We start from the raw sequence: 26,167 nt of genomic DNA on the forward strand, positions 1-26,167 counted from the left end.
TGACATTATGTTTAGTACCATTGCGATTATTATTTCGCTCTTTCTATTAATGTATTTTGCCTATCGCGGCTATTCTGTATTAATTTTAGCACCCTTGATGGCCACCCTAGCGGTGGCGCTGTCAGGCGATATTCTAAGCTCACTGCCTATCTATACCACCGTTTTTATGAAAGCGTTGAGTGGCTTTTTATTGAAGTTTTTTCCCATATTTTTGCTCGGGGCGGTGTTTGGTCAGCTCATGGCAGATTCTGGGGCTGCCACAGCGATTGCCAGAACGGTGGTTAGTAAATTAGGCGCGAATAAAGCCATACTGGCTGTGGTTTTGGTCTGTGCGATTTTAACCTATGGCGGTGTGTCGCTGTTTGTGGTGGCTTTTGCCATTTATCCGATTGCTAAAGATTTGTTCAAGGCAGCAGGGGTGCCAAAAAGGCTCATTCCAGGGGCGATTGCGTTAGGGTCATTTACCTTTACCATGACAGCGTTACCCGGAACACCTGCCATCCAAAACGCCATTCCCATTCCCTATTACGGTACCAATGCCTTTGCTGCACCCATATTGGGTATTATTGGTTCGCTTGTGATGTTTGGCTTGGGCATGCTGTGGCTGCAGCGACGCGCCCATAGCGCCAAAACGGTTGGCGAGGGATATGGTATTCATGAAGATGATGAGCTGCATGCTGATAACCTAGACCCCCATCACACCTCTTTTATGGTGGCGATGATTCCTTTGGTATTGGTCATCGGCATCAATGCCTTGTTAACGTACGCGGTTTTTCCGAGTATGGATTTCTCTGCACTGCAAGCGCAGTTTAAAGACTTGGATATCAAAGGCGCTTTGGGACTTTGGTCAATCATAATCGCTTTAGTCACCGCGATTATTGCGTTGATTGTGCTGCGCTTGGGCAAATGGACGAACTTGCAACACAGTCTCAATAAAGGCACTTACAGCTCCATGTTGCCTATTTTTAATACAGGCTCAGAAGTCGGTTATGGTGCGGTGATTGCCACATTGGCGGGGTTTGCGGTGTTACGAGATAGCGTGTTAAATCTGTCGCCCAGCAACCCATTAATCTCAGAAGCCGTGGCTATGACCACCTTAGCGGGCATCACCGGTTCTTCTTCTGGCGGCTTGAGTATCGCGCTGCCCATTTTAGGCAAAGAATATTTGGCACAGGCGGTGGCACATGGCATCGATCCTGAATTATTGCATCGGGTCGCGGTGATGGCAGCAGGTGGCTTAGACACGCTACCCCATAGTGGTGCGGTGATTACGTTATTTGCCATTTGCCATTTGACCCATAAGCAATCTTATAAAGATGTCGCCATAGTGACGATGGCAATTCCGCTGATTGCGGTGACGGTGGTGATTGCTTTGGGTACCATGCTGGGTTCGTTTTAAGCGGTTTATTTTTAACCTGTTTATTTTTAATCGGTTTATTTTTAAGCCATTTAGTAGTAAAAAATCCCAATCAGTGTTGGGATTTTTTATTTATTCAGTGGTCGTTTCATGCTCGCTAGATGCCGAGTTATTGGCAATCACCGTATCTAAAATGGGTAAAATCTCTGCCATAATCCACGCTTTGCGCCAGCCACTCAGCCAAGGGCTCAATGCCGGTTTTTCTGCTGCGACAGCATAAGCATACAGCTCTGACAGCCATTTTTTTCGCATCAATACTGTCTCATCAATTGACAAGGTTTGCCCATGCTGTTTGATGGCTTTATCCAGTTGTTTTTGCACATCGCTAGACAGACTGCGATAGGGTAAAGGCAATAGAGCTGGATAGGCTGCGTCATCTTCTTTACGTACCTTATCAATCAGCGTCAAAATCTCTTGCCCATACATGCGAATCACATTGGGCTTGATACTGGTAAAACTTAGCTGCTTCATGCTAAAGGGCGGTTTTTCGATGATTTCACGTAGCGCCTGCGGGCGCAGGATAAAAGTGCGTGGTCTATTGATTGATTTGGCAAGTTGTTCGCGCCATTCGCACAGAGTTTGCAGCATGGCGAGTTGCTCGCGATTATCGCGGTAATCAGCGACACTCAAGTACAAAGCGTTATCAGGCGTGGTAAAGTTGGCAAAAATTTCTTGGGTATAGCTTTGGCAGTCTTCAACCGCATATTGCCATAAACCTTGCTCGATCAACTGTGTTTTGATGGCAACAAACATCGGCAATAAATAACGCACATCGTCTACCGCATAACTTTCTTGCTCAGGCGTTAATGGACGCTGCAACCAATCCGATTGGCTTTCACCTTTATCCACATGCACAGCAATGGTTTCTTGCAGCGATTTTTGATAGCCAAGCGAATTTTCACCGGTCAAAAAACCCAAACCAATTTGGGTATCAAACACATTGCGCAGCGCAGGCAAGTTGGAGAGTAAATAATAAATCCCCAAATCTTCGCCACACGCATGTAACACCACGGTAGGTATATCCGCTAACACTTCCCAAAATTCTTCTAAATACAGCTTTGGCGCGTCAATCAAATAAATCGCGTTGCCTGTATTGATTTGGATCAGCGCAAGAATGGGAAAAAAGGTGTCTCGCTTGATAAACTCAGTGTCTAACGCAATGGTATCGACTTGCTCTAGGTCATCGAGCAGGGCAAAAAGCGCGTCCTGAGTTTTCACCCAATGGATTGGCAAGTCATGAAGTTGTTGTAATTGGGCTGGGCTTAACGGATTTTGGATGAGCATAACTTGGGTCTTGTGGACGGATAATTTAAGCGTATTTTATGATGAATCTAGGATTTTGTCTTGTCAAACTGATGAAAAGATTTTATAACCGTCCACGATTTTGCAGGGCTTGACCCAGTGTCATACTATCTAAATACTCAAGCTCGCCGCCCATCGGAATCCCTTGGGCAATCCGGCTGATATGAGTGACGTAAGGCTTGACCGCTTCACTGATAAAATGCGCGGTGGTTTGCCCTTCTACCGTGGTACTGGTTGCCAAGATAATTTCTTCCACCGGGGTTTGCGCGGCTTGGTGTTGCTTTAACAGCCCAATCAGCTGATTGATGCCGAGCTGCTCCACGCCAATGCCATCAATGGGTGATAAATGCCCGCCAAGCACAAAGTATTTACCGTTAAACCCAGCGGTTTGCTCGATTGCCATCATGTCTGCTGCCGTCTCTACGATACAAAGTACGCGCTCATTGCGGCGTGGATCGCTACATATCGGGCAAATATCCTCATCTGATAAACCACGGCATACTTGGCATTGCTTGATATCATGCATCGCCACAATCAAGGCTTCGCCCAGTGCTTGACCTTGCGGGCGTTTATAGCTAAGCAAGTGCAGTGCCATCCGCTGGGCAGATTTGGGTCCGACCCCAGGTAGTACTTTGAGTTGTTTTACAAGTTCATCAAATTTTGGCGTAAGCATAGGCGCATTCTTATAAAAATGATAAAAAATAAAAAAGCTGACAGTCAATTATCAGCTTTTTATGGGGGTTTGCCTGCCTAATCGCAAGGCAATTTTCCACTATTTTATAGCGCTACTTTATAGCCTTATGGATAGCCCTAGTGGGTTTAAAATAAACCATTCATACCTGGTGGTAAACCCATGCCGTTGGTGGCACTCGCCATTTCAGTCTCATGTAGTTCATCGGCCTGACGCACGGCATCATTGATAGCAGCCGCAATTAAATCTTCAATCATATCAGGGTCGTCTTGCAGTAGGCTTGGATCGATTGACAAACGTTTGACCACATGGCGACCATTCATGGTGACTTTCACCAAGCCACTACCCGCTTCGGCATGCACTTCTTTTTCTGCCAGTTTTTTCTTGGCGTTTTCAACGTTTTTTTCCACTTGCTTTTGCATCATTTGCGCTTGTTGCATGAGAGCTTGTAAGTTCATGAGTGTTCCTGTTTGTTTCTAATGTTGGTGGTTCATTGTAGCGAATTTGACCGCAAACTGTCTATTGCTAATCTTTAGTGCAAACTGCTAATCTAAAACTGCTAATCTAAAATCATTCACATAGAAATGCTAAGATACCATCACTCACATAAATGCATTAACAGCAAAAAACTACGATTATGACAACAACTACACCCCAATCGCTAGAGGTCGCTCTCTATAAAGCCGCTGATGTTATTAGATACGCCCAAAATATTGCCATCCTGACGGGGGCAGGTGTCTCGGCTGAAAGTGGCATTTCGACTTTTCGGGATAAACTTACTGGATTGTGGCAACAATACCAAGCCGAATATTTGGTCAGCATTCAAGCGTTTGAAAAGGAGCCTGCCTTGGTGTGGCAATGGCACCAATGGTGGCGTGGACAAATCGCCGATAAACAGCCCAATCCTGCCCATTTTGCCTTAGGTGAATGGCAAACATTGGCAAAGCAGCAAGGTAAGACTTGGACGTTGTTTAGTCAAAATGTCGACAATCTGCATGAGCAAGGCGGTGCTACGGTGGCAAAACTGCATGGGAATTTGGCCAAAAATCGTTGTCATGATTGCGGCAAGCCGTATACCAAAGCGATTGCTGTCACAGACACTGAGTTAAAGCATTGTGAATGCGGCGGTTTGATTCGCCCGGATATTGTGTGGTTTGGCGAGATGTTGCCACAGGACGCTTGGCAAACGGCAGAAACGGCAACACTCAATTGCGACGTATTGGTGAGTATCGGCACATCAAGCGTGGTCTATCCTGCGGCGGGCTTGATTGATTTGGCAAAACAACAGGGCGCAACCGTCATCGAGATTAATCCCAATCCAACACAGACACCCGAAGTTGATATCGTACTACAAGGCAAAGCGGGGAAAATATTGCCGTTGTTGGTCAATGCGCTGAAATAAAAAAGCCAGATAAAAAAACACAATAAAACAGTGATATAAAAAAGCCAGTAAATTTTGCTACTGGCTTTTGGGTGCTGGCTAGTGGCTTTGGCTTTATATCAGGCGAGTGTATCCAAACCGCGTTTTAAATCAGCAATAATATCATCGACATCTTCAAGCCCCACCGAGAAGCGAATTAAGCCTTCGTTCACGCCCGCCTCGATTCTTGCTTCAGGTGTCATGCGAAAATGGGTCGTCGTCGCAGGATGGGTAATGGTGCTTTTGGCATCGCCTAGGTTGTTGGTAATCGAAATCATGTTGGTACTATCGATAACATGCCAGGCTGCCGCTTGGTCAGCTACCTCAAAGCCAATAATGGCGCCAAACGCACCGCCTTGCACATTTTTGAGTGCGGTGTGTTGGCGTTTGGCGATGTCATGGGATGGGTGATCGGGCAACCCTGAAAAATGGACTTTGCTGACTTTTGGGTGATTGTGCAAAAATTTAGCGATTTGATTGGCATTTTCACAGTGAGCTTTCATACGCAGTGACAAGGTTTCTAGACCCTTTAGCAACACCCACGCATTAAAGGGCGATAGACTAATCCCACCGGTACGCACTACCCCAAAGGCTTTTTCCATCAATTCATTGTTGCCGACCAATGCACCGCCTAGCACACGGCCTTGACCGTCAATATATTTACTGGCGGAATGTAATACCACATCCGCACCCAACATCAAAGGTTTTTGAATGGCGGGGGTTGCAAAGCAGTTATCGACGATTAATAGCGCATCGTGGTCGTGCGCCAACCTTGATAAAAAGCTTAAATCGGCAATTTGCGCCAAAGGATTGGAGGGGCTTTCGCAGTACAGCACCTTGGTATTTGGCTGCATCGCCTGTTGCCAAGCGTCATTGTCAAAGCAGTCAACATAACTCACCTCAACCCCAAACGCTTTAAAGTAGGTATCAAACAGGGCGACCGACGAGCCAAATAATTGCTTGGCTGCTAGCAGATGGTCACCTGCTTGAAGGTACGCCAAACACATGGTCAAAATCGCGCCCATGCCTGATGCGGTTGCCACGCAGCGCTCGCCTTCCTCTAAAGCTGCCAATCTGCGCTCAAAAGCGCGCACGGTTGGATTGGTATGGCGAGAGTAGACATTGCCTTTTTTATTGCCATTAAAATGGTCGGCGGCATCGGCGGCATTTTTGTATACGTAGGAGCTGGTGGTAAAAATCGCTTCGTTATGTTCGCCTTCATCGGTACGGTGATAACCGCCGCGCACGGCGATGGTTTGGTCGGCATACTCTAGGCTTAAATCAAGTGCATCACTTTGCCAGTTGGGGTCTAATTGGGTCATAATGTTACATCTTTTGTGCATCAAATAAATTATGATAGCATAAGTTGGATTTGATAGTGGCTTTCAAGTCAGTATTTTATGCAAAAACGCCATGGCAACCAACTTTTCTTAGGTGAGTGCCACGTTAATCAGTGATTTTTTAAAAGGATTCAGGCTTTGGTAGCAGCATTTTATTCAGTATCTGTTGGCTTTGTCAAACTAGTATTGGTCACCTTGGCATCGCAAAAACTCACTACCAAAATTGTGACATTTTGCTTGCCATTGCTATTTACGCTGCTACTTACGCTACTTACCGCTTGCCAAATGCTGCCGAACAACCCTCATATCACCACTACGCCAACTGTGTCAACGCAGCTGACAGGTGCGCAAAAATTTTCCGAAAAATCGCGTATACAAGGTCAGTATTTAATCAGTCGTATCAGTGCTAGCAAAAACCCCTCACCGAGCAAATTTTCCGGTTATTATCCGCTGATTGATAGCAGTGATGCGTTCGCCTCACGCAGTATTTTGACCGAGATGGCTCAGCAGACCATCGATATCCAATACTATATTTGGCACAACGATGCAGCAGGACAATTGATGCTCAAAGACTTGTACCAAGCCGCCAATCGTGGTGTCAAAATACGGCTGTTACTCGATGATTTGAACACCAATCCGGAACTTGACCAACAGCTGCTTGCCTTTGCGGCGCATGCTAATATCCAAGTGCGATTGATTAACCCCAAAGTGGTACGCGGCTTTACCCCCGCCAATTTTGTGGTGGCACTGCCCCGCTACCAACGCCGCATGCACAATAAAAGCATGACCTTTGACCGCCAGTTATCCATCATTGGTGGGCGCAATATTGGCGATGAATATCTGCGTAAAGATAGCATCGCTGAGTTTGCTGATTTGGATGTGTTGCTTGCCGGCAAAGTGGTCAACCAAATCAATGATAGTTTTGAAGATTATTGGGATAGTCCTCTATCGTATGATATCGAGCGTTTGGTCAGACCCTCAAAAAACCCCGATCGTAATAAAAGCGATGAGCCATTTTTGGGGACTTTGACGGCGATTGCACCGATCAACAGCCAGTCTCATCTGCATAAAAGCTCGCAACTTTATCGGGTACAAAATGGCGCAATAGTCGATAAACAACTGTATAACAAAAAAATCCAATTTCGTTGGCAACCGATGGAATTTTTGGCAGATGATGTCAAAAAACTGCTTAATCAAGATGATAAAGATAGCCGATTGGTATCCAAGCTTCGGGCACGTATTGGCACCCCAAAACAGCAATTGACCATTGTCTCATCGTATTTTGTGCCCACTGATTTGGGCGTACTGCAACTAAGCAAACTCATGGAAAACGGGGTAAAAATCAATATTTTTACCAACTCGTATGAATCAACCGATGTGCCTATCGTGCATTCCGGGTATAACGTGGCACGCGTGCCGATGCTCAAAGCAGGGATTGCGCTTTATGAGTTAAAATCATCTGCCGATGCAGACTTTCGCCGCAAAAAACGTAGCTTATATCGCAGTAAGTATAGCACCAGTTTGCATACCAAAGCCTTTGCGGTGGATGACAAATATACGTTTATCGGTTCTTACAATGTGGATCCGCGCTCTGCCAACATCAATACTGAGCTTGGTGTGCTGATTGAAGATAAAGCGCTTGCCAAATCCTTTCATAATACGTTTGATAACTCTATGCTCAATATCAGTTACCGCGTACATCTTAAGGATAATGAACAACTGATGTGGCAAACCCATGATGATAAAACCAATAAAAAGCTTATCAGCTTAGATAAAGAGCCGCATATGACGTTTGTCAATGGACTTTGGCTAAAGATTTTTTCTGCCTTGCCATTTAAGCGCTTATTGTAAGCTGATATATTACAAAAAACACACATTTTTGATAGTAAAAATAGTACCAAAATCACTATAGTATGCGGTTTCAAAAAGTAATATATCTCAACTGTTAAATCATGACGTTTGCTTGTAATATTTATTTAAATAATTAAATTTATTACAGTTTTGATAAATTACTGTTCAATTTGTCAAGTGATTTAATTTGTCAGGTGAATAGTGACGAATTTAATTCTTTAGCGCGTTAGATAACCTATCTGTCCATTGATTATAAAGCTTGCAGACCTTTAGCCAGCTTCTAGGTGATATTGTCGACTATGCCATTTTTTCATGATGCCAACGAAGAAATTAGGGATTTAAATCGCTACGAAAAAAACGTGGTGTATTTAACGATTTTTGGGGCTTTTTTTGCTTCCTTTGATTTTACGATTTATTTTTATTTTAATGATAGTATCAATCAAGCTTTTTTCCCAGAAAATATACCTGAGTCGTTAAAGTCGATTTGTTTTTTGCTGCTGATTTTAGCCGGTTATATGTCAAGACCGCTAGGCGGTTTGATATTGGGTGATATCGGCGATCGCTATGGCAGAAAACATGTGTTGCTGTATAGTTTGCTATTGGTGGGTGCGTCTGGTTTAGTGATTGCCTGTTTGCCTAGCTATCATCATATAGGTGTGGCAGCGATTGTTCTCATGCTATTATTGCGTTTAATTCAAGGCTTTGGCTATGGGGCTGAGGTGCCCGCTTCATGGGTATATATTGCTGAGCATATGCCACGGCGTCAATTAGGGTCAGTGTGTGGCGGTCTTATTAGTGCACTGATTTTGTCGACTTTGATGGGCAATATTTTAAGCTCCACTTTATCAAATATGCTCACCCCTACCCAGATGCAATCGTATGGGTGGCGTATTCCTTTTGTCCTCGCCAGTATCGGTACGCTATTTGCGGTGCTGTTACGAACCAAGCTTGAAGAAACCCCGCTTTGGCTGATGGCTAAGTCTAAAAATCGCTTGGTTAAACGTCTGCCGATACGCCGAGCTATTATCAAATACCGTTATGGTACGGTGATGACGCTGGGCTTGTCCTGGTTTACCGCCAGTGTTTATTTGACGATTTATTTGCTTTTGCCGATTTTGGGCATCCAGTTTTTTGATGTCGATACCAGTTTGATGATGATATCCAATGGAGTGGGTATTATCTTTGGTGGATTGGGGGCTTTAACCTATGGTTATTTTGCCGATCGTTTTAATTCAGGTCGTGTATTTACTTTAGGCTGTATATTTTTAAGCATTGCCAGTGTTATTTTCTTTGTTTCATTGAAAAACAGTAGCGAGTTACTACTGATTAACTATGCGATTTTAGGATTTTTCTCTGGCGTGATTGGCTTAGTCCCAAGTATTTGTGTGCGTCTGTTTCCGGTTGGGGTACGCCTAAGTGGTATTAGCTTTAGCTATAACGTGGCGTATGCATTGGCAGGCGCATTATTGCCTGTGCTATTGGTTTATTTTTCACGTAAATTAATGCTTTCAAGCGCCTTGTATCTGGTGTTTGTCTGTGTGATTGGCATTATCATGGGTATATTGTTGACCAATTTGCATGGTTTGTATCGCATGGAAGATAAGCGGCTGATGAATTCGTGAGTTTTTTCATCCCTAATAGTTGTTTTACCATCGCTTTTTTTAGCGCTTTCTTTGACAGATTAGCTATAGATTAGCCACTTTTTTTGAATATTTGCCTATGACACTGCCTATAACCCTGCCTATGACCTCAATGCAGCATAAACGATTGTCCACCGCCCCGATGATTGATTGGAGTACACGCGATTATTGTTACTTTGCTCGATTATTCAATCCTTATACTTACCTTTATACTGAAATGATAAGTACCTCGGCGATATTGCAGGGAGATACAGACTATCAGCTGCGATTTTATCCCAATGAACATCCTTTGGTGCTTCAGCTTGGCGGCTCAAATCCTGATGAATTGGCGCGCTGTGCTAAAATCGGGCAAGACTACGGTTACGATGAAATCAACCTAAATGTTGGCTGTCCGTCCGATCGGGTACAACATTATAAAATCGGGGCTTGCTTGATGGCAGAGCCCAAATTGGTGGCAGATATTGTCTCTGCGATGCGCGATGCGGTGGATATTCCTGTCACTGTCAAGCATCGCATTGGCATTGATAATTTTGATAGTTATGAGTTTATGGCGGATTTTGTAGATCATGTGGTGAAAGCAGGTTGTCAGCATGTCATCGTCCATGCGCGCACTGCTTGGCTACAAGGCTTAAGCCCTAAACAAAATCGTGAAATTCCGCCCCTTCGCTATGAGGATGTGTACCGCTTAAAGCAGGATTTTCCCGATATATTTGTGGAAATCAATGGCGGTATCACCACTATTGATGCAATCAAAACCCATCTGACGAAAGTCGATGGCGTGATGATTGGGCGGGAAGCTTATCACAACCCTTATATTCTAGCCGAAGCCATGCAGCTGTGGGGCGAGCCTGTGCCTAGCCGAGCGGATATTTTTTATCAGTTACTGGATTTTTTGGCAGCCAGTGACGCGCGTGGCACACCCTTGACGGCCATTATGCGCCATTATTTGGGCTTGTTTCAAGGATTGACAGGCAGTCGTAAATGGCGTCAGGCACTTAGCGGGCAAAAATCCCTCTCGGTCGCCCAAGTTCGTGAAGCGGGTGAAGCGGTTTTGGCGTTAAATGCGGGTTAAAAGTTAGCTAAAAAAGACTAGCTGTATAAATACTGCCACATCGCCAAGCCATTATTCATCATATGCAACACCACAGGCAATAACAGTGACCCTGACATGATACGCCCATAGCTAAATAACATCGCTAGACAAAAAATCCCCAACAACTCGACCACCCCGTATTGCATATGAATCACCGCAAATACAATACTGGTCAGCACACTGGCACCCCACATACCGAGCTTTGAGCTGGCAAGCCCTGTCCACATAAACCCGCGAAATATCACTTCTTCATAAATCGGCGCAAATACCACCATCGCCATTACCAGCAGCCACCGTGGATGTGCGGACTCAGCAAGATTGTCCATAAACATCATGGGCTCGCGACCCAGCCAGACGGTGACTAGATTGATGATAACATTTAGCACAATCAGCAGCGCGCTACATTGTAACAACTGATACCAAGTAAAGGATTTAAGGGCAAGATAATCTTTGATACGGCTGCTTTTAAATCGAATAAACAAATAAACGCAGCCGAGCACCATGACTAAGGTAAAGCCTAGCGACAAGCTCATTAAGGTGCCGTTTTCACTGCCCTGCAACACTTTTTCAGCGATATCCAAATTTGCTGCATCTTGTAGCACCCATGGTGCAAATAGCACCACGCCAATCAATTGACTGGCAAAAAACACCGCCAATAACACCATAGATAGCACAATGGTCTTTGGCAAATCGTAGATGGGGGTGCTAGGCTGTAATGATAAATTTTGCACATTAAACCCTTTAATGGATGTTTATGTTGTTACTGACTATCATGATTGACTGAGTGAATAAGCGCTTTGATTCGTTCAACCGTACTGGCTGGGTATTCTAGCGGGAACATATGCCCACCTTCATGCACTTCAAAATCAATGCCCATACGCCGTTTGACCAGCGCCGGAAACCCGCGTTTGAGAAACAGGCTATCTTTACCAGTTATTTGCTTGGCAACGACAGCCGGCGGATGATTAGGTTTTTGCCAGTATAGCGAGGGGTTGGTGCGAAACACCGCCACTTCCACCGCTTTTGGAATGGTAAGCGTCACTTGCCCATCTGCGGTATCAGTCAAGCCATAACGAATAAAATCATTAAAACAGTGCTCATCAAAGTGTCGATAGAATGCTTTATGTCGCAGATGCTCGTAGGCGACTTCACGGCTTGGCCATATATCACGGCGATGGCTTGATAGACCTGCAGGCGTGAGCCTATCTACCAACCGTGGGCTAAAGCGTTTTGCCCAATGCAGTGCCATTGAATAGTAGCCATGAATGAGCGGTGGGTCTAAGGCAATCACTTGGCTAAATAACTCGGGCGCTTGATAGCTGGCTTGCAGCGTACACAATGCGCCAAGCGAATGCCCTAGCCCGATGACCTTGGTTTGCCCGCGCGCGCTTAAGTGCGCTTGGATGCTATCAATCACTTGTTGGGTCAGTTTCTGCCAATGATTATCAACCGGATAACGCGGGTCAATGCCTAGCGCTGGAATATAAACAATATCAAATTCATCACTCAGCAAATCAAACAGATATTGATAGGTTTGCGATGGAATCCCATTGGCATGCGCAAAGTGTATCAAGGGTTTTTGCCCTGTCCCTTCTATCGCTGTTATCCTCTCTATGCCTGTCGCTAGCGTTGGCGAAGAAGGCAAACGATTGGCTAACGGATGCTGGCTCGTCTCAGATGACATGGTTATTGCATCCCTTTGTCATTTGCAGCCGCTTGGGTTAATTGGCTGGCAAAGCCTTTGGAGACCGTTTCACCAAAACCATAACCGATTTGACTGGCAAATTTACCGAACACTTTTTTCACTGGGTCTTCTGGGTTATATTCCACGACATTATCTAGTTTTAGCTGAGACTCAAGGGTGCTGATGCCGCCTTTTTTATCCGCCAAACCGAGATTAATCGCTTGCTCACCACTCCAAAATAACCCAGAAAAAAGCTGATTGGCGTCAGGGTTTTTGAGGCGATTGCCACGACCTTGTTTGACAGCATTGATAAAATGGGCGTGGGTGTTATCAAGGACACCTTGTACATGCTGGCGCTCAAACTCGGAGAGCGGGCGGCTCATGCTTAAAATATCTTTGTGCGCACCGGCTGTCATGGTGCCATCTTTCACGCCAAATTTATCCATCAAACCTTGGACATTGTAGCTTGGCATAATCACGCCGATTGAGCCGACCAAGCTTGAGGGATTGACCCAAATTTCATCAGCTGCAGATGCGATATAATACGCGCCTGAAGCACCCATATCTTCGATAACGGCATACAGTTTTTTGTTAGGATGCGCCTTTCTTAATTCGGTCATGGTTTGCCAGATTTCATCGGATTGTACAGGCGAGCCACCCGGTGAGTTGATGCGTAATGCTACCGCTTGCGCTTGGTCGTTGTTAAACGCTTCCGTCAATGCCTCGCCCACCGCTTGACTATTGGCTTCATTGTCGCTGCTGATAACGCCTTTGACATCGACGACGGCTAAATGCGGTTTGCTCATATCGATATCACTCATGCCACTTTTGGCAGAACCACTACAGCCTTTGGCTACCGCCGCGCCAAATAGTAGCACATAGCCCAAGGTGATGAGCTTAAAGAAAATACCCCAGCGTCTTGCACGGCGCTGCTCCACAAGGCTTGCCATGAGGGTTTTTTCTAGCAATTGCCATTCTTGGCCTGCGTATGGCGCATTGGGTGGCAAGTTTTGCGCATGGTTTGGATGAATAGATGGCTTTGATTGTGAGGGTTGGTTGGGATCGGGTGGCCAATTATCTGACATAAAAGTTCCTTTGCAATAGGTAATTTACCGCCCATGATAGGGGGAAGCGGTCAAAATTACAATCACTCCCTTGTAGCCAAATCGTCAAGTATCAGTCCGTATCATCTGGGGCGAGCGTGTAAATTACCGCGCCCACTTGATCGGCATACAGGACTTCGAACGGGTGGTCGGCAGGGTTATCCACTGACCAACTAGTCAGCGATAATTGGCTATCTTCACCCAGTTTTTGCGACTTATACGCGCCTGTCACCACATGCAGTAAGGAAGGTTTAGTCAACGCTAGCCACGATGGTTTAATGGATAACGTATAGGGCTGAATGAGTAAATGGGTCGCCGACACCGTGCATAATTTTTCAGTCATTTGCATGGGGATATCGCTATTACCTGCCAACATCAGTACATCGTAGGGTTTGCTGGTTGGTGGCTTGAAACGAATGTGAATATAACAGGTTTGGGTCGCTAGCTTTTGCTCATCGGTTAAGGCTAAATCCAAGTGCCATCCCGACACCGCTGTCACTTCCAAGCCATCTTGTTGCCAACGTTGGGCGGTTTGGCAGCTGCGGGGTGTAATCGCACGAAAACTTGTAGATACAGTCTTATCTGTCACATCAAGCCTGCTGTGTTCGACATCATACCCTGCCAGCCAATAGGCTTTAACAGGTACATGGGTTGCCAGTTGTTGCACCAGCTCATTGACGCGGACACTGGGCGTTTGACTAATCACCCCAGTTAATCGATGAACTTGCTGATTTGCCAACAGCGGATAGATATCACGGTTCAACAGCGAACTGATTTCTTCATCAGCCGCAACATTGCTGATAGCTTGTTTGGTTTTCAAAAAATTGGGTTTATCCGCCTGAGTGGCTTTGATTTGGTTATCGGACAAAATAAGCCAGCTATCATCGCCTTTTTTTAATAAACTGATTACCAGTTTAGGGTTATCACCAACTGCCAGAGTCGGCTTGTTGTTACTTAAACTTCGCTGCTGTAGTGGCAATAATATCAACAGGATAGCCAGTGGCAACATCAGCATTCTAGGCAACAAGCCTTTTAACAACCCCAGTAGCGCAATGAACAAACACAGGACAAGCTGCGTTTGTGACAAGGCGAAAAATGATTGTTTGGCAACACCCGTGTCGATAAGTTGCTTAAGTAAAAGATGAAATACATTGAGCAGGGTTGTTAGCAGCGACCAAATGATTTGGCTCAGCCAATCCCCTACCACAGGTAGCCAACTAACGACGCCTGCCAACATATCCAAGGGTACAACCACTAAGCCTAAAAATGGTACGGCTAGCAAATTTACCAAAATGCCAATGACGGATACTTTGCCAAAAAACCACACCACGATGGGCAGCATCCAAACAAATAGCCAAATTTGTAGTTTTAATAACGCCTTGAATTGATGGCTTATGATTTTAACAAAACCACTCAGCACGTTGGCGCGTGCAGTAGGCGCTAGTAACTGACTAACATCCTTAATTTCAATGGCGCTAACTGTCCCTATTGTCTCGCTAAATTTCAACAGTAAAACCACTGCCACAAAGGATAACCAAAACCCTGCTTGCCCGACTGCCGTCGGTTCTAGCCAAATCATGCCTAGCGCAACCCACGCCAACAGTCGATAAGCAGAAAAATTAACCAATAACTGCTTCGACAGCGTGAGCAGTAACAGCATCCAAAATGTCCGCTGGGCCGGTATTTCAAAACCCACCAGCAGCGCATAAAACCCTGCCATCACCACACTCACCCAGAGCACCAACAAACTACTCGGTAATTTGACCAACAGCTGCGGCGCAAGCCACTTAACGAGCCATAATACAAAAACAGATACGATAGCGGCGAGCATCAGCACATGCGGGCCTGAAATTGCCAATAAATGGCTAATCCCCGTGACTTGATAGCGGTTCTTAAGGTCGCTATCCATCAAGCTTTTATCACCTGTTAATAGTCCCAATAAGATTGCATGGCTTTGGATCGTACTTTGACCAGAAGTTTGAAAAGCGGGTTGGGCAATATCGTTTTTAGCATTGACTATAGAGGTGGATTGTTTCAGCAGGGCTCTATGCAAATTGGCGAGGATTTTTTGGCGTAGTTGCCAGCGCAATTGTTCGATAGCAATAACTATACGGTCTTTCACATGAGATGGGTTAAATTCCCGTAGGCTCGTTTTTTCAATACTGATGATCACTCCCTTTGCCTGCACGCCCCGCTGTCTTAACCATTGCGCTTCATCAAATCCTAGCATGAGCGGTTTGGCATTGCTGGGTAAAATTGTAGGCTTAGGCTGTGCAATGGGCTCAAGCTGTAATTTTACGTTAAGCTGCATGCCAGGTCTTAACTGCGACAAGGGCGCTTCCCAATCAGGGTTGTCTTTGATGTTAGCGGTAATGATTGCCGTTAGCGGTGGCCGGGGGGTTGCTGACGATGCATCAGCATCGCTGCCCTCATCAACGCGGACTTGCAAAATTTGTTTGATGAAACCATTGCCAATTAGGGCAGTATCATTTGATAATGGGCTCATTTGGCTCACCGTATCGCTGATTTGATGCGATTCAACGATGGCATCCACTGTGAGCGCTGAGGGCAATAACGCGTTTTCATACCGCTTATAATGATATAAACCATAACTGGCACTCAACATGAGCGTCAGCAAAAAGATAAAGCTTGATAATAACGGTAAGGCAAAACGGTAGGCGAATGCAGGGTTTGACGACGCTCGTTTTAGCTGTTTACGGTTGCAGCCATGGTATAAACCTACATTGATTAGCAGCGCTATCAATAGTACTACTGATAACATCTGCCAAATTTTTGCATCATAACTGGCTAGCGCAGAACCTATCATCAAGGGTTGATTTGCTAGTGTATTTACCACTAAAAAACCCAACAAACTGGCAACCGTGATGAGCCAAATCATGTTTCAGCCTTGATAAAGATAGCGATAGCTCGCTACTTCCCTTACAATTATCGAATGAACGATATAGTAAAACAAATAGCAACTTTTGGAAATTATTAATCGATGTTGACTCAATTGATTAGCGGCAATGACAATACCTCAGCCGTAGGGAAAAAAAGTATTCAAATCAGTCTAGGGATTGCAGGATTAATACTGGTTATTGACTGCGGGCTATTGCTGGTCAATCGTGTTTTTCATATTGGCACCCTAGTGCCATTGGGCATAGGGCTAATTTTTTTAGGCCATGCGGTATATTGGGAGCGTATCCAACTTTATTTGGCATCACAGCCGTCATTAAAAAAATTATGGCAGCTGGTTTGGCTATTATTTTTTGTCTGGTTGATAAGTTTTTGTGTCTTTGTCAGCTATTTAAAACAGCACTTTAACACCGATAACCATCCTAAAGCAGCGCAAGCGATTATTGTCTTAGGTGGCGGAACAAAAGATAATAAGCCGACCGATGCGGTAAAACTGCGTTTGGATAAAGCATCTGAAGTCATCAAGCGTTTTGCAAACGCACTCGTGATAACCAGTGGTGGTTTTGATGCGGGGGAGGATGTCAGTGAAGCCAAAGCGATGGCGGACTATTTACACGACACCTATGGCATCAGCTTGGCGCATATTGCGCTTGAAGAACAAAGCACCAGTACCGAGCTCAATTTTGTCCATAGTAAAAAGATTTTAGCGCAGCAAGGGATTGCCTTAAATCAACCGATAATCGCAGTCACCAGTGATTTTCACACCTTGCGCGCAAGCCTTATTGGTAAACGACAAGGATATACCAATTTACAGGTAGTCGGGTCTGACACCCCTTGGTATATCCGTCCAAATGTGTGGTTTCGCGAATACTTTGCTTTTATCAGTGGTTGGCTACTCGATGAGTATTAAGCCACCCACGTACCATTTTGTAAGGCCAATTGTTTATCCGCTAACTGTGCCAGTTGCCGGTCATGGGTGACCATCAACAGCGCCGTATTAAAATCTTTTTGTAGCTCTGATAGGATTTCAAACACCGCCTGCGCATTGGCGTAGTCTAAGTTCCCTGTGGGCTCATCTGCTAGTATCAATGAAGGCTTTGTCACCAGCGCCCTAGCAATCGCCACACGTTGACGTTCACCGCCAGACAGCTCGCCTGGGCGATGGGTCAGCCGATGCCCCAACCCTACTTTTTCCAGTAACTCAATAGACTGTTGACGCGCTACTGCGATTGGCACTGCTTTTCGCATCAATAGCGGCATTGCCACATTTTCAATGGCAGTAAACTCCGCTAACAAATGGTGAAACTGATAAATAAAGCCCAAATGCTGGTTACGAAGCTCACCGCGCTGGGTTTCATTCAAATCATTGATGCGCTGCCCATGAAGCCAAACTTCCCCACTGGTCGGCACATCTAAGCCACCCAAGATATGTAGCAAGGTACTTTTACCTGACCCGCTCGTGCCAACAATGGCGATGCGCTCGCCACTGTTAATACTGATATCCAAATGATTGAGCACATTCGTGGTGGTTTTACCATCTTGATAGGTCTTGGTGATATTGTTTCCTGTTAAAATCGCCGTCATGGCTCACTCCTATTCATAACGCAATGTTTGAGCCGGTTGAATGCTAGCTGCTCGGCGTGCTGGGTAAATGGTTGCCACAAAACTTATTACCAGCGAGGCCGCCACGATGATGGATACGTCTTTCCATTCAAGTTGTGAAGGTAAATAGTTGACAAAATACGCATCAAATAAATGTAACCCAAATAAACTATTGATGCCGCCTACCACATCGCTCACGGTCAACGCTAAAATCACGCCCAAAATAGTTCCCGCAACGGTACCAATCACCCCAATAAACAATCCTTGCACCATAAATACTTGGGTGATGAGCTTAGGCGACGCACCAAAGGTTTTTAAAATCGCAATGTCGGCCTTTTTATCAGTCACCAGCATCACCAAGGATGAGACAATGTTAAATGCAGCAACCAAAATAATCAAAAAAAGCAACAACCCGACCATGGCTTTTTCCATTTGAATCGCACCAAATAAATTCCCATGCGTCGATGTCCAGTCACTAGGCATGAGCATATTGGGTGCAATGCTCGCGGCTTGCTGAGCCACTTGTGGTGCGGCAAACAAATCCTTTAATTTCATGCGAATACCTTGCGCTCCCGCAGGCAGACGCAATAACGTAGCTGCATCATTCATCGGGATGAATGCCATAATATTGTTGACTTCAGGGCTGATGTCATACACCCCAGTGACGGTAAAACGCTTAAAGCGCGGAATCACGCCAGCAGGCGATGGCGAGGCTTCTGGTAACACCAAGGTGACCATATCGCCTTGTTTAACCCCCAGTGAATCCGCCATTTGCTTGCCAATCACAATGTCAAATTGACCTGCTTTTAGACTATCGACACTACCACTTTCCATATGCTGATGAATAATCGAGACTTTTTTCTCATAGCTTGGCTCAATACCTGTCACCATGATACCTGCGACTTGTCCATTTGCGGTGAGCATACCCTGTAATTGGATAAAAGGCGCGACGGCTTCAACTTTGGGGTTTTTTTGAATCGTTTGCGCCAGCGTCTGCCAATCTGGGATAATTTCACTGGCAGTGACAGTAGCTTGCGGCACCATGCCCAAAATACGACTCTTGAGTTCGCGGTCAAAGCCATTCATCACCGATAACACGGTAATGAGCACGGCGACGCCAAGCGTCAAACCCACCATTGAAATCAAAGAAATAAAAGAAATAAATCGGTTACTTCGCTCAGCACGGGTATACCGTAATCCTAAAAACAAAGCCAACGGTCGAAACATAGCATTCCTAAAAATTATCACTATTTTGATGATACCAGCAGGCAAAGAAATAACTTATTTTAAAACTATTATTCAAGCCTGCTAAAAGCGTGTTAGTCTGACACACTTTTTTACCGTTTTGGCAAAAGTTTTTTTGCAATTTTGCTAAAAATTCGCAGAATCAAACATATCCGCGCAATAAATTGTGGATGTTTTAAGCAAAATAAGGTGAAAAAATTCTGCATGTCCCCATTAACATAGCAGAATTAAATTTCATCCCTGCTTAATCAAGGGTTAATCCATTGATAAAAGATAGGTTAATAGCTGATACTCGTTGATTTAATCGGGATGATTTGAAGGCTGATATTAGCCTATTGATAGCTGATAATGTAATCATTAAAATTTTGATAAATATCGTGACAGCTGTTTAGTTTATTAAGTTTGTTTGCAATATAAGCCTGTTGTTACTGATAAACCTGTTGTTACTTAAAGGACGTCTTATGACCAATACCCACCAACCCCCTTCTTCAAATGCCCCCAGTACGATTAGCCTAAACTGTGATCAAGTGGTTGGTCATGCAGATCACTGGTCATGTTTTACCAACAACATTCCCGATGACGTCCCAAATTGGTTGCAATCGCATATTGATACTGCCACCATGCCTACCCCACTAAAGACTACCAACGCCACGCCTTCGCATATTTTACTATCGGGCAATCAGCCAATTCATATCAATCAAGTGATTGAAATTGATAGCAATCGCTCACCCAAGCGTTTGATTAATGCGTTTCCTTGTGTCAATAGTCCGTATGGGCAATGGGTCACGATTGAAGGTGTCTATAAATGTGACAATCAGATAGAGGCGATTTTGCGGTTAAAAACTGATGACAATACCGTGCTATATGTATTTGACCAGTATTATGCCATCAATTCGCACAACTATGAAAAAAATCACCGCTACTTAATCAATCTGAGTGCCTTTGCTTATACCGTAAGTTTGAGTAACCGCTCAGAAACCATTGTGGTTGATGAGCCTGAAGCGATTCGTTATCACCGCGCCTTCAATGATATTTTGACCAAAAATAATAACGTTGCCCCAAAAGACCTTGAAGCCCAAATTGCCGCTTGGCAACCTAGCGAAAAAGATTTGCCGCTTGAGCCAATTGAAATCAACGTCGGTCACATGTGTGCCTATTTATTTGGTGAAACCATCGGTCAACAAGATGAAGCCTGGTGCCAAGGTCAAATTGTTGGCAAACAGACTGCCAGCTTTAACGGGGTTGAATTTGTATTGCTTGATGTGGTAATACTACGTGAAAGCCTTGATAACCCTGTTGTTATTCGTTTAGCGGTCAATGCCGATAACATCGATGCGACCATTCAAGTCAACGATTATATTCAAGCCAATATTTGGCTACAGGGGACTATTTTTATGGAAAATCAGAAAAAAGCAGCCACCAATTATAGAGCGTTTTAAGCCTTTCCCCGCTAAAATCATTGGTTAAATTTCTCGAAGCCACTGCCGACTATGACAGTGGCTTTGTTATTTTGTAAATAAATGTAAATTTAGCGCGTTATTGTATTTAATTCATTGAATCGACTATAATTTTATATTATCGTTATTTTAAATTTGATTTTAATCAATTTTTATCAATCAACGTCATAAATTCTATAGCGGCTCAACCGCCTACCCAATATCAGCCGCTAATGTTTGTGAGTGTTATATCAGTTATTTTGGGAAGATGACCCATGCCAAATCAGTCGACTAAATCCGCAGTTTCTACTTCAGACGCTATCCAAGCCCAGACTGGATTGGTAAATCACAGCCCACTCCCACTATCTACTCAAACGACCTTAGCACCCCAAACCACCTTAGCCACTCAAACTAGCTCAGTCAATGGTCTGATGGTTTATACCACAGGTTTTCTACTGTATCCCACCCAAGGACGCGATAAAAAAAATCACCGAATGTTATCGATGATTTTCTTTGTGCTCGGGGTATTAGTGATATTTCGCTTAACACACGGATAAGGCTCGCAATATCCAAAATTATTTGATTAGCCCGATTACACTTGTGTATTGGCTAAGATGTCTTTGAAAAGCTGTTTTTGCTCAGCGCTTGGGCTTGCAGTTTGGATAGACATTAATTGTCCCATATCGCCTTCGACACGGATTTTGCCAGACATGAAGGCTTCCATTGCCCGGTTCATATCACGATCTAAAAAAATTGCTTTTAAGGTATCGGCATCAAGTTTTAAGGTGGTTAAAGCGCCATCTTTCAAACCCTGATGAATTGTCCCATCATAAAAAGCGGCATTGACTTCTTGATTGTCGCTATCTGTGACTTGTAAATTAATTGACATATTTTTAATCGCGGGTGGTAGATTTAAGTCACCTGCTTTGTTGGTTAATTCGTCAACTTTATCAAACCATTCTTGTGTTAAAATTTTAGCCATTTTAAATCCTCATTATCGTTAGTTGTATTAAAACTTGTGCATCTTACCGAGATTTTGTATGAATGACAATTCTCTGACGCATAATAAACCTATTTCTAGAACAACGATAATGGCGCTCGGTTAACCATTTTTAGCATTGTTACTAGATAGTGTATGGCATGTTAAAAAAATCCCCACAATTTACATGGTTTTTTTTATTTTTCATATTATAATAGTTGGTGTGTAATTTTTTTTTGCGCTATGAACGTTACATTAGATGATATTTAGCAAAGATTAAGTTACAATACTTGGTGAGAATCGTGAGTTTGAGCCTATTTTACTGCTTGTAAATTTACTGTTTTGCGTCAAGATTTAGCCGCTAATTTCTTTAAAATTCATCGTGAAACTAGCCACTAAACAGTTAGCCTATCTTATAAAAAAATAACTAGCGCCAACGTATCTGACCTGATAGTTTTATTGACAGGCACAAAGGAGATTTCTGCTTAAACTTGTTGATAATATAGGCTGTAAAGGAAATCATCGAATGAATTTACAAAACACAGCAATACCTATTACCGATGATTATGAAGTGGACATCATTAAGTTGTTCTCAATCATGGCGGTAGTATATGGTATTATCGGTATGGCAATTGGGGTGTTCATTGCATCACAATTGGCATGGCCTGCCCTCAATTTTGGTATCCCTTGGCTAACATTTAGCCACTTGCGTCCATTGCACACCAACGCGGTGATTTTTGCATTTGGTGGTTGTGCGTTATTCGCAACTTCATATTATATCGTTCAAAGAACGTGTAAAACGCGTTTATTCGCACCTTATCTAGCCTGGTTCACCTTTTGGGGATGGAACCTTGTTATTGTTGGCGCAATTATTACCCTACCCTTGGGTTTAACCTCAGCGAAAGAATATGCTGAGCTTGAATGGCCCATTGATATTTTAATTGCCGTGGTGTGGATATCTTATGCTATTGTGTTTTTTGGTACGTTATTGAAACGCAAAACCTCGCATATCTACGTTGCTAACTGGTTCTTTGCGGCATTTATTTTGACCATTGCGTTACTGCATATTGTCAATAGTATGGCAATCCCTGTGAGCTTTTGGAAGTCATATTCCTTGTTTGGCGGTGCAACTGACGCTATGGTGCAATGGTGGTATGGTCACAACGCCGTAGGTTTTTACTTAACAGCCGCCTTTCTGGGTATGATGTATTACTTTGTGCCTGTACAAATCGGTCGTCCTATTTACTCTTATCGTTTATCTATTATCCACTTTTGGGCGTTAATTGCGTCTTATATGTGGGCGGGTGGTCACCATCTTCATTATTCAGCACTCCCTGACTGGGCACAGTCTTTAGGGATGGTATTTTCTATCATTTTATTTGCGCCTTCATGGGGCGGTATGATTAATGGTGTACTTACCTTATCTGGTAGCTGGGATAAACTTCGCACAGACCCTATTATTCGTTTCTTGATTGTTGCACTGTCCTTCTATGCGATGTCAACGTTTGAAGGTCCGATGATGTCAATCAAAACTGTCAATGCGTTATCCCACAATACTGACTGGACCGTTGGTCACGTGCATTCTGGTGCGTTAGGCTGGGTTGGTATGATTACCGTTGGTTCATTATATGTATTGATTCCACGTATTTGGAACAAACAAAAAATGTATTCAACTGATTTAATCACCACGCACTTTTGGCTGGCTACTGCAGGTACTATTTTCTACATCGTATCGCTTTGGATTTCAGGTATTGGTCAAGGTATGATGTGGCGTGCTACAAATCCAGATGGAACGCTGGTGTATAGTTTCGTTGATACTGTCTTGTTCTCGCACTATCCTTACATTGGTCGTGCATTTGGTGGTTTATTGTATGTCACAGGTATGGTCGTTATGGCTTACAACGTCTACAAAACTATCACGATGCCAAGCACTAAAACTGTTGAAGTAGCGGATACCACTACACCTGTAGTAGAAACTGCTACCGTAAAACAGATTTAAGGAGAGACTCATGCAACTCAATCATGAAATTATTGAAAAAAACACGGGTCTTCTACTTATCCTAATCGTTGTAGCTATTAGTTTTGCGACTTTGGTAGAAATCGTGCCATTGATTTATACCAAAGAGGTTAACCAACCTTTGCCCAATATGAAGCCATGGACTGCCCTTGAGATGGAAGGTCGTGATATTTATATTCGTGAAGGCTGTCACGTCTGTCATACCCAAATGGTTCGTCCTCTTCGGGCTGAAGTGGAACGCTATGGACCTTACTCGCGCGCAGCTGAATCCGCTTGGGATCATCCCTTCTTATGGGGTTCTAAACGTACTGGACCTGATCTTGCGCGTGTGGGCGGACGCTATTCTGATGACTGGCAACGTGAACACTTGATTAACCCACAATCATTGGTACCTGAGTCTGTGATGCCATCATTTGCTTGGTTAGCAAAAAATGACGTTAACCCTGGAGAAGTACAAGCAAAAATGCGTCTATTCCGTGACCATTTTGGTGTGCCTTATAGCGATGCTGATATTGCAGGTGCACCTGATGCGGTACAAGGTAAAACTGAGCTCGATGCTGTTGTTGCATATTTACAACAACTGGGCACTGCAATGAAAGGTCAACGTTAATGTTGGGCACATTACACAGTATCGCAACGGTCGCAGCGTTTATCGCTTTTATTGCGATTGTTTGGTGGGCTTACTCGCCAAAGAATCGCAAACGATTTGAAGAAGATGCAAAACTTGCGTTAGATGACGAAGACCTAACAGGTGCATCACAACGCAATAAGGATAAAAAATGAGTGGATTTTGGAGTTTTTGGATAACCCTATTTTCCATCGCTTGTTGGGCTTGGATTTTGTTCTGGTTAGTCGGTGTATTGGGTTATCGCCCAAAAATGTCGGATGACGGTACTACAGGCCATGAATACGATGGTATCCAAGAGTTTGACCGTCCATTACCAAAATGGTGGTTAGTAATCTTTTGGGGTACATTAGCTTGGGCACTACTATACATGCTATTGTTCCCATCAGTAATGCCAGGCTCATGGAAAGGTATCACTACGGTAAAAGTAGATGGTCAAGATGTTCCTTGGACCAGTGCTAATGAATTAGCATCCGATCTTGAGCGCAATAATGCCGTATTTACTGGCACGTTCAATGATAAAATCTTAAAAGACAAAGCGGTAACGGCGCAAATTGATAGCCTTGCTAAATTACAAGCGCAGCAAGCTAAAAATGCAGAACCGAATGCCGAATTAAAATCGCAAATTGATAAAGGTATTGTAGGACTGGCACCTGCCGTTCTAAAACTTTCTCAAGATCCTCAAGCGATTAAAATTGGTCAGCGTTTGTTCTTACAAAACTGTTCAGTGTGTCATGGCTCACAAGCGCATGGTGCACCCGGTTATCCAAACTTGACGGACAATGACTGGATTTATGGCGGTACACCCGATAAAATCTTGTTAACCCTAAATCATGGTCGCGTGGGTGGTATGCCAGCTTGGAAAGCGCAGATTGGTGAAGATGGTGTTCGCGCCGCAGCTGAATACGTACTATCACTATCACCCGGTCATGGTTCAAAAGAAAATGGTCAGTTGAACCAAACTTTGGTTAATCAAGGTAAGGCTATTTTTGATACTAACTGTGCGGTATGTCACGGTAAAGATGCCAAAGGTAACCATGATATCGGTGCGGTGAATCTTACGGATGACATTTGGTTATATGGTGGCGACCGTGAAACGGTTCGTACTACGTTACGTAACGGCCGTGCCGGTGTGATGCCACATTGGGATACCAAATTGGGTAACGAGCGTATTATGTTATTGGCGGCGTATGTTTATTCATTAAGCGATCACAAACAAGATGGCTCTGTGATGACGCCAACCACTGTTGTTAATAAAGAACGTGGTGCAGCCTCTACCCCAGTTGAAACTGCAAATGCGGTCAAATCTGCGGTTGCTAGTGCGGTAAAATAATTTTTACCCGCCACTTAAAAAAGCGAGTTTTAGTTACTCGCTTTTTTATTGCGGATTGACTTTTCCTTGTCCCTCTTTACTTGCCTAGTTTTACATGCCTAGTTTTTCAAAGGCAGTTTCATCAAAACCAATGATTAACTCATTGTTTGAGACGACAATCGGGCGCTTAATCATACTTGGTTGCGCCACCATCATATCTAAAGCAGCATCCACATCTTGCTTTATTTGGGCTTTTTGCGCATCGCTAAGTTTGCGGTAGGTTGTGCCTTTGCTATTCATGATTTTGTCGATACCAACTGTTTCGACCCAATGTGCTAATGTCGGTTTATTTATCGCCTGTTTTTTATAGTCAAAAAATTCATACTCCAAACCCAGTGCAGTTAATTTATCAAACGCCTTTTTCATGGTGCTACAATTTTTGATACCGTAGATGGTGATGCTCATATTACCTCCTTTTTTTATCGCAATTTTTA

General features: G+C 44.0%; 24 protein-coding genes. 12 read left to right on the forward strand and 12 right to left on the reverse strand.

Going from position 1 to position 26,167, the window contains the following annotated elements; translation table 11 throughout:
- Positions 1 to 7: 7 nt before the first annotated feature.
- Complete coding sequence (locus tag RTS09_RS04320; RefSeq protein ID WP_312534627.1) at positions 8 to 1,399, forward strand: GntP family permease; 1,392 nt, start codon at positions 8 to 10, stop codon at positions 1,397 to 1,399.
- 90 nt (positions 1,400 to 1,489) lie between these two features.
- Here RTS09_RS04320 and RTS09_RS04325 read toward each other — a convergent pair whose 3' ends face one another.
- The 3 genes from RTS09_RS04325 to RTS09_RS04335 form a co-directional block, all read right to left on the reverse strand.
- The gene (locus tag RTS09_RS04325; protein WP_312534629.1) at positions 1,490 to 2,701 is read right to left on the reverse strand and encodes a ribonuclease D; all 1,212 of its coding nucleotides are present in this window, start codon (positions 2,699 to 2,701) and stop codon (positions 1,490 to 1,492) included.
- 82 nt (positions 2,702 to 2,783) lie between these two features.
- Positions 2,784 to 3,392, reverse strand: coding sequence for a recombination mediator RecR (gene recR, locus RTS09_RS04330; protein WP_007115924.1), 609 nt, complete (start codon positions 3,390 to 3,392; stop codon positions 2,784 to 2,786).
- A 146-nt stretch (positions 3,393 to 3,538) separates the two neighbouring features.
- Positions 3,539 to 3,868: a YbaB/EbfC family nucleoid-associated protein gene (locus RTS09_RS04335; RefSeq protein WP_007115923.1), complete on the reverse strand. Its 330-nt coding sequence runs from the start codon at positions 3,866 to 3,868 to the stop codon at positions 3,539 to 3,541.
- Between the two features lie 179 nt (positions 3,869 to 4,047).
- On the opposite strand from RTS09_RS04335, the gene RTS09_RS04340 reads away from it, so the two are divergent.
- The gene (locus tag RTS09_RS04340) at positions 4,048 to 4,812 is read left to right on the forward strand and encodes an NAD-dependent deacylase (RefSeq protein WP_312534632.1); all 765 of its coding nucleotides are present in this window, start codon (positions 4,048 to 4,050) and stop codon (positions 4,810 to 4,812) included.
- A 98-nt stretch (positions 4,813 to 4,910) separates the two neighbouring features.
- Here RTS09_RS04340 and RTS09_RS04345 read toward each other — a convergent pair whose 3' ends face one another.
- Entirely contained in the window at positions 4,911 to 6,152 is a 1,242-nt protein-coding gene (locus RTS09_RS04345) for an O-succinylhomoserine sulfhydrylase (protein ID WP_007115921.1), read from the reverse strand.
- Between the two features lie 156 nt (positions 6,153 to 6,308).
- On the opposite strand from RTS09_RS04345, the gene RTS09_RS04350 reads away from it, so the two are divergent.
- From RTS09_RS04350 to dusA, 3 genes are all read left to right on the forward strand, one after another.
- Positions 6,309 to 8,021, forward strand: a complete 1,713-nt coding sequence (locus RTS09_RS04350; protein ID WP_312534635.1) for a phospholipase D family protein — start codon at positions 6,309 to 6,311, stop codon at positions 8,019 to 8,021.
- Positions 8,022 to 8,320: 299 nt separating this feature from the next.
- Positions 8,321 to 9,643: an MFS transporter gene (locus RTS09_RS04355; RefSeq protein ID WP_312534637.1), complete on the forward strand. Its 1,323-nt coding sequence runs from the start codon at positions 8,321 to 8,323 to the stop codon at positions 9,641 to 9,643.
- Positions 9,644 to 9,764: 121 nt separating this feature from the next.
- Positions 9,765 to 10,733, forward strand: a complete 969-nt coding sequence (gene dusA, locus RTS09_RS04360) for a tRNA dihydrouridine(20/20a) synthase DusA (RefSeq protein ID WP_312384279.1) — start codon at positions 9,765 to 9,767, stop codon at positions 10,731 to 10,733.
- A gap of 17 nt (positions 10,734 to 10,750) precedes the next feature.
- Here dusA and RTS09_RS04365 read toward each other — a convergent pair whose 3' ends face one another.
- The 4 genes from RTS09_RS04365 to RTS09_RS04380 all read right to left on the reverse strand — a co-directional run bounded on the left by RTS09_RS04365 (position 10,751) and on the right by RTS09_RS04380 (position 16,440).
- Positions 10,751 to 11,485 carry a CPBP family intramembrane glutamic endopeptidase gene (locus tag RTS09_RS04365; protein WP_312534640.1) on the reverse strand — a complete coding sequence of 245 codons (735 nt, stop codon included), beginning with the start codon at positions 11,483 to 11,485 and terminating at the stop codon, positions 10,751 to 10,753.
- Between the two features lie 29 nt (positions 11,486 to 11,514).
- Positions 11,515 to 12,438 carry an alpha/beta fold hydrolase gene (locus tag RTS09_RS04370; protein WP_312534642.1) on the reverse strand — a complete coding sequence of 308 codons (924 nt, stop codon included), beginning with the start codon at positions 12,436 to 12,438 and terminating at the stop codon, positions 11,515 to 11,517.
- 2 nt (positions 12,439 to 12,440) lie between these two features.
- Positions 12,441 to 13,523 carry a signal peptide peptidase SppA gene (gene sppA / locus RTS09_RS04375; protein ID WP_312534644.1) on the reverse strand — a complete coding sequence of 361 codons (1,083 nt, stop codon included), beginning with the start codon at positions 13,521 to 13,523 and terminating at the stop codon, positions 12,441 to 12,443.
- A gap of 91 nt (positions 13,524 to 13,614) precedes the next feature.
- Positions 13,615 to 16,440 (reverse strand): ComEC/Rec2 family competence protein, encoded by a 2,826-nt coding sequence (locus RTS09_RS04380; RefSeq protein WP_312534646.1) that lies wholly within the window; start codon positions 16,438 to 16,440, stop codon positions 13,615 to 13,617.
- Between the two features lie 102 nt (positions 16,441 to 16,542).
- On the opposite strand from RTS09_RS04380, the gene RTS09_RS04385 reads away from it, so the two are divergent.
- The gene (locus RTS09_RS04385) at positions 16,543 to 17,367 is read left to right on the forward strand and encodes a YdcF family protein (protein ID WP_312534648.1); all 825 of its coding nucleotides are present in this window, start codon (positions 16,543 to 16,545) and stop codon (positions 17,365 to 17,367) included.
- Here the strand turns inward: RTS09_RS04385 and lolD are convergent.
- Positions 17,364 to 18,041, reverse strand: a complete 678-nt coding sequence (lolD, locus tag RTS09_RS04390; RefSeq protein WP_007115912.1) for a lipoprotein-releasing ABC transporter ATP-binding protein LolD — start codon at positions 18,039 to 18,041, stop codon at positions 17,364 to 17,366. The genes RTS09_RS04385 and lolD overlap by 4 nt on opposite strands.
- 9 nt (positions 18,042 to 18,050) lie before the next feature.
- Positions 18,051 to 19,286, reverse strand: a complete 1,236-nt coding sequence (locus tag RTS09_RS04395; protein WP_312534651.1) for a lipoprotein-releasing ABC transporter permease subunit — start codon at positions 19,284 to 19,286, stop codon at positions 18,051 to 18,053.
- A 479-nt stretch (positions 19,287 to 19,765) separates the two neighbouring features.
- Here RTS09_RS04395 and RTS09_RS04400 point away from each other — a divergent pair, with 479 nt between their 5' ends.
- Both RTS09_RS04400 and RTS09_RS04405 read left to right on the forward strand, forming a co-directional pair.
- Positions 19,766 to 20,743: a hypothetical protein gene (locus tag RTS09_RS04400; RefSeq protein ID WP_312534653.1), complete on the forward strand. Its 978-nt coding sequence runs from the start codon at positions 19,766 to 19,768 to the stop codon at positions 20,741 to 20,743.
- Between the two features lie 272 nt (positions 20,744 to 21,015).
- Positions 21,016 to 21,297, forward strand: coding sequence for a hypothetical protein (locus RTS09_RS04405; protein ID WP_312534656.1), 282 nt, complete (start codon positions 21,016 to 21,018; stop codon positions 21,295 to 21,297).
- Between the two features lie 35 nt (positions 21,298 to 21,332).
- Here RTS09_RS04405 and RTS09_RS04410 read toward each other — a convergent pair whose 3' ends face one another.
- Positions 21,333 to 21,722, reverse strand: coding sequence for an SCP2 sterol-binding domain-containing protein (locus RTS09_RS04410; RefSeq protein ID WP_036597947.1), 390 nt, complete (start codon positions 21,720 to 21,722; stop codon positions 21,333 to 21,335).
- 523 nt (positions 21,723 to 22,245) lie between these two features.
- Between RTS09_RS04410 and ccoN the strand changes: the two genes are divergently transcribed.
- The 4 genes from ccoN to ccoP are packed head-to-tail and all read left to right on the forward strand — an operon-like array spanning position 22,246 to position 25,694.
- Complete coding sequence (gene ccoN, locus RTS09_RS04415; protein WP_203172121.1) at positions 22,246 to 23,718, forward strand: cytochrome-c oxidase, cbb3-type subunit I; 1,473 nt, start codon at positions 22,246 to 22,248, stop codon at positions 23,716 to 23,718.
- A gap of 10 nt (positions 23,719 to 23,728) precedes the next feature.
- Complete coding sequence (gene ccoO / locus RTS09_RS04420; RefSeq protein ID WP_065252990.1) at positions 23,729 to 24,346, forward strand: cytochrome-c oxidase, cbb3-type subunit II; 618 nt, start codon at positions 23,729 to 23,731, stop codon at positions 24,344 to 24,346.
- Complete coding sequence (locus RTS09_RS04425; RefSeq protein ID WP_050325699.1) at positions 24,346 to 24,519, forward strand: cbb3-type cytochrome oxidase subunit 3; 174 nt, start codon at positions 24,346 to 24,348, stop codon at positions 24,517 to 24,519. The genes ccoO and RTS09_RS04425 overlap by 1 nt, the downstream gene beginning before the upstream one ends.
- Positions 24,516 to 25,694 carry a cytochrome-c oxidase, cbb3-type subunit III gene (gene ccoP / locus RTS09_RS04430; RefSeq protein WP_312534659.1) on the forward strand — a complete coding sequence of 393 codons (1,179 nt, stop codon included), beginning with the start codon at positions 24,516 to 24,518 and terminating at the stop codon, positions 25,692 to 25,694. Before RTS09_RS04425 ends, ccoP begins: the two co-directional genes overlap by 4 nt.
- Before the next feature lie 90 nt (positions 25,695 to 25,784).
- On the opposite strand, the gene RTS09_RS04435 is transcribed toward ccoP, so the two are convergent.
- Positions 25,785 to 26,138: a Spx/MgsR family RNA polymerase-binding regulatory protein gene (locus RTS09_RS04435; protein WP_282849839.1), complete on the reverse strand. Its 354-nt coding sequence runs from the start codon at positions 26,136 to 26,138 to the stop codon at positions 25,785 to 25,787.
- Positions 26,139 to 26,167 lie beyond the last annotated feature (29 nt).

The sequence above is a fragment of the Moraxella sp. CTOTU47618 genome (genome assembly GCF_032017425.1).
In the GTDB taxonomy this organism is placed as follows: Bacteria; Pseudomonadota; Gammaproteobacteria; order Pseudomonadales; family Moraxellaceae; genus Faucicola; species Faucicola tetraodonis.